Below are 4,866 nucleotides of genomic sequence, written 5' to 3'. Positions count from 1 at the left end.
CTCCGCTTCCTTTTTCACTTTTTCGTCGATCCCAAATATATCTACGAATAAGGACAACAGTTCTTCAGAATTTTTATTGCCTGCCAATTCTTTAGCTTGAATTATTGGATCTTTTAACAATTGGTTAACGATACTTTTTGTATGTTTACTAATCACTTTTTGCTCTCGTTCCGTAAGATCTGGAATTTTACGTTTAATACTGGCAAAAGTTTCACTTTGTATGTCTAATGCTTTTTCCCTTAATGCACGAATCACCGGGACAACACCAAGCGTTGTTACCCATTCTTTAAATTCGTAAATTTCATCTGCTATTTGCGATTCAATTACTTTAGCAGCTTCTTGTCGCTCAGCTAAGTTCTGATCTACAATATGTTGTAGATCATCTATATCATAAAGAAAGACACTATCAAGTTCACTAATATTCGCATCCAAATCTCTTGGAACGGCAATATCTACTAAGAAAAGAGGCTTTCCTTTTCTAACCTTTTGAATGGGTTCAAAATCTTTTTTAGAAAGGATCGGCTCTTTAGCAGCAGTTGAACTAATTAAAATATCTGCTTTTTGTAAAACAGTCTCTAATTCATCTGATGTTTTTGCTGTTGCCTTAAACTGTGTTGCTAATTCTTCTGCTCGTTTAAGGGTACGGTTTATTACTGTAATATTCCCTACACCCGCTCCGGATAGATTTTTAACAGCAAGTTCTCCCATTTCACCTGCACCGTAGATAACAACATGTTTATCCGTAATATCACCGAATATTTTTTTGGCAAGTTCCACTGCAGCATAACTGACCGAAACGGCATGTTCACCAATAGCAGTTTCTTTATGCGCACGCTTAGCAAAAGTTACCGCACGTTTAAACAATTCATTAAAGATCGTACCTGTAGTTTTTAATTTTTGTGCAGTCAGGAAAGTGTCTCTCATTTGTCCGAGAATTTGTGTCTCTCCAAGAACCATTGAATGAAGTCCAACTGACACTCGTAGTAAATGCTCAATGGCCTCATCATTTTCATTAATTTCTAAGTACGAAGCAAATTCATCCATCGGTATATTAAACCAATCGGAGATAAATTGTTTAATATAATAACGACCAGTATGAATTTGATCAACAACAGCATAAACTTCTGTACGATTACATGTAGAAATGATTACATTTTCCAAAATGCTCTTTCTAGTTTTTAGTTGTAACATTGCGTCCTCTATGGACTCTTCAGAAAAAGCAAGCTTTTCACGTATCTCTACAGGTGCTGTTTTATAATTAAAGCCTACTTGTAAAATATACACGTTTCATGCTCCTTTAAGCATTTATTTCATGAAGATAATAATTATTCTAATCTAATTATAACATTGTGCGCCTAGTTTTTCTTGTATAAGGTTTGAACTTACTTTGACATTATTTTAAAAACTTCTTCAACTAAATGACTAAATCTATTATAGTATGTACATTTTTCAAAATTGTACTTGTTGATTTTTTATTCGTATATTATGATAGTACTGTATTTAATACAGGAAAAGAGAGGATTATCGATGAAAAAACAACATGCACTTTCTGCATATGTTTTAATTGGCATTGGAATTTATTTTTTAGTCAAACAATTAGATTTAGCTTTATTTGATAATTTTTATTCATGGCCTACTTTCTTAATTATTATCGGAATAGCATTTTTAATTCACAGCTATTCTGCAAAAGAATTTAACAATATATTTACTGGTGTATTATTACTCGGTTTAGGAATTCATTTTCATGGGTTAGAAAATTATGACTTTTGGTTTGATCATTGGTCTGCATATGCACTTATTGTCGGAGTTGCCTTTTTCATCCGCTATTTAAAAATAGGGTCTGGGTTAATTCCGGCTGCTATATTAGTTGGGATAGCTTTGTTAATGATATTCTCTGTTACATTGCCAGAGTGGTTTCATTGGATTTACGGTGTGGTTGAGTTTTTAGAAACATTTTGGCCAGTTGCACTCATTGCTATAGGTGTGTACTTATTAAGATTTAAAAAATGAGATTTCTACTGATGTCTACAGCATGCCTCGTTTATGCAATTCTGTTCTTAATGAGGGAAACATCCCACTTAGATAAAGATGCTCTGACACATAACTAAAACGTTCCACTCTAGAACGAAACGAATAGAGAGGAAGTTCATTCGTTGAATCTAATATGTAGTTGAAGTTACTGTGCAGTAAATTCGGACAGAAATTGCCCTACCGCTACGGAAATACATTCCGCTTTCCGCAGGCGGCTGATGAGCCTTCCTTGTGCTACGCACTGCGTTGTCTCACCTAGGCCTTTCCTCCTGCAGGAGTCTCCATGTATTTCCTTCGCTGGGATGTGCATAGTAACAGCTCTGTACAGTACTACTATCACAATGGTTGATTGGAGCCGGAGGGCGGTCGACTCCTGTGGGAAAAGCACGTGTCTGAAGACTCAGAAGCAGTGGTTTTCTGCTTCAGAGGCAGACCGCCGTGCCCACGGAAAGCGAACTGCCCGGAGGCGGAAATCAACGGTGCAGTAGCAAGGTTGACCGATAAATTATCAACCTAAGTTACTCAACAGTTTATGGAAATTAAAAATCAAGTTTACAAAAGCAGGCATTAGAAAAATCCGCTTTTCATTATGATAAAAAGCGGATTTCTCTTTAGATATATTTTTTTATTTCTTTCCAAACTAACTCTTTATTTTCACTAGTTTCCGACGAAAACGGGATAATTGTAATAGCATCATTTTCACCGAAAGCCTTTTTTATTTGGTTTACATGTTGAGTACGTTTATTTTTTGCGACCTTATCTAACTTTGTCGCTATAATAAGCAGTGGTATTTCAAAATAATTAATATAATCATACATTTGCAGATCTTCGGTAGTAGGTTGATGACGAATATCAACAATGAGCACGACAAGTTGGAGCTGCTCGCGTGTTTCAAAATATTCCTCCATCATCCTACCCCATTTTTCTCGCTCTTTTTTTGATACTTTCGCATAACCATATCCCGGTACATCAACAAAATAAAACAAATCATTAATTGTATAAAAATTTAAAGTACGTGTTTTACCAGGTTTCGATGAAGTTCGAACAAGATTTTTTCTTCCAATAATCCGGTTAATAAATGAAGATTTCCCTACATTCGACCTCCCTGCTAAGGCGATCTCTGGGAGGTTCGTTGTTGGGTACTGTGCTGCAGAAACAGCGCTAATTTCAATCTCGGCTTTTGTTACTTTCATCAGCAGACTCCTCCACAAGAGCGTGTTTTAGAACTTCGTCTAAATTTTTCACTTTTATAAACGTTAAATCATCACGGACACTTTTAGGAATATCCTCAATATCTCTTTCATTATCTGCAGGTATAATGATCGTTGTTATTCCTGCTCTGTGAGCACTTAAGGATTTTTCTTTTAACCCACCAATCGGTAACACATGACCTCGTAATGTTATTTCACCTGTCATACCGACATCACGTTTCACAGCACGACCTGTCAATGCTGAAACAAGTGCAGTTGCCATCGTAATCCCTGCTGAAGGGCCATCTTTTGGTGTAGCTCCTTCAGGGACGTGAATATGGATATCATACTGTTTATGAAAGTCGGCAGGTATTTTCAATTCGTCAGCCCGTGAACGAATATAACTAAAAGCAGCTTGTGCGGATTCTCGCATTACGTCACCGAGTTTACCAGTTAGAATTAATTCTCCTTTACCAGGATAATGGGAAACTTCAATCGATAATGTATCTCCGCCTACTGCTGTATATGCAAGCCCGGTAGCTGTACCTACTTGGTCTTCTTGCTCCATTTGACCATAGCGATAAAGTGGCTTTCCAAGTAATTCCTCTACCCTTTTATCTGTAACAATGACTCTTTTCTGTTCCCCAGAAACGATAATTTTAGCAGCTTTTCTACATAAAGTTGCCACTGTTCGTTCTAAGCCACGAACTCCCGCTTCTCGTGTATATTCACGAATCACCTTCAGTAACGCTCCATCACGAATTTGCAAGTTGCCTTTTTTTAATCCATTTTCTTTTAGCTGCTTTGGGATAAGATGTCTTTTTGCAATATGGAGTTTTTCAACTTCTGTATATCCGGCAATTGAAATTAGCTCCATTCTGTCTAACAATGGACCGGGTATATTATTTACATAATTGGCTGTTGCAATAAATAGAACATTCGATAAATCATACGTTTCTTCTATAAAATGATCGCTGAAATTATGGTTTTGCTCCGGATCTAATACTTCTAGCATTGCTGAGGCAGGATCTCCTCGAAAGTCATTCGCCATTTTATCAATCTCATCAAGTAAGAAAACGGGATTAGTTGTAGTTGCTCGTTTCATCCCTTGAATAATCCGACCCGGCATTGCACCAATATAAGTTTTTCTATGCCCTCTAATTTCCGCTTCATCTCGTACACCACCAAGAGAGATTCGGACAAATTTACGATTAATCGCACGTGCGATGGACTTTGCAAGTGAGGTCTTTCCAACACCTGGTGGTCCGACTAAACATAAAATAGGACCTTTAATCGAATTGGTTAATTTTTGCACAGCTAAATATTCCAAAATCCGCTCTTTTACCTTATCTAGCCCATAATGATCTTCGTCTAATATTTTTTCAGCTTGTGCAATTTCAATCGTATCTTCTGTTTTTTCATGCCAAGGTAAGGAAATAAGCCAATCTATATAATTTCGAATCACTGAACTTTCTGCTGAACTTTGGGGAATCTTTTCGAAACGATCTAATTCCTTTAACGCAACTGCAGACACTCGTTCCGGCATCTTGCGTTCCATGATTTTTTCTCGAAGTTGGTCAACTTCACTAAGTTTTCCATCCCCTTCTCCGAGTTCTTTCTGAATTGCTTTTAACTGTTCACGTAA

The 4,866-nt window shown here is 36.9% G+C and carries 4 protein-coding genes; 1 reads left to right on the top strand and 3 read right to left on the bottom strand.

The window, feature by feature from the left end:
- The coding region (gene hemA / locus ACPYKA_RS18900; protein ID WP_479543751.1) for a glutamyl-tRNA reductase at positions 1-1,284 on the bottom strand (1,284 nt) is incomplete at its 3' end.
- Between the two features lie 243 nt (positions 1,285-1,527).
- Here hemA and ACPYKA_RS18895 point away from each other — a divergent pair.
- Positions 1,528-2,010: a LiaI-LiaF-like domain-containing protein gene (locus tag ACPYKA_RS18895; protein WP_479543750.1), complete on the top strand. Its 483-nt coding sequence runs from the start codon at positions 1,528-1,530 to the stop codon at positions 2,008-2,010.
- 632 nt (positions 2,011-2,642) lie between these two features.
- On the opposite strand, the gene yihA is transcribed toward ACPYKA_RS18895, so the two are convergent.
- Together yihA and lon are read right to left on the bottom strand one after the other, a co-directional pair.
- A complete protein-coding gene (yihA, locus tag ACPYKA_RS18890; protein ID WP_479543749.1) occupies positions 2,643-3,224 on the bottom strand; it encodes a ribosome biogenesis GTP-binding protein YihA/YsxC in 582 nt (193 codons plus the stop codon).
- A partial coding sequence (lon, locus tag ACPYKA_RS18885) for an endopeptidase La (protein WP_479543748.1) occupies positions 3,199-4,866 on the bottom strand: 1,668 nt, incomplete at its 5' end. The genes yihA and lon, both read right to left, overlap by 26 nt.

The sequence above is a fragment of the Pseudogracilibacillus amylolyticus (SeqCode) genome (genome assembly GCF_051918545.1).
GTDB lineage: Bacteria > Bacillota > Bacilli > Bacillales > Amphibacillaceae > Pseudogracilibacillus.
This window is presented reverse-complemented; position numbering and strand designations above follow the sequence as displayed.

Excerpts from the sequence above, each read along its gene's own strand:
- ACPYKA_RS18895 (WP_479543750.1), top strand. The coding sequence starts at position 1,528 with ATGAAAAAACAACATGCACTTTCTGCATATGTTTTAATTGGCATTGGA.
- yihA (WP_479543749.1), bottom strand. The coding sequence starts at position 3,224 with ATGAAAGTAACAAAAGCCGAGATTGAAATTAGCGCTGTTTCTGCAGCA.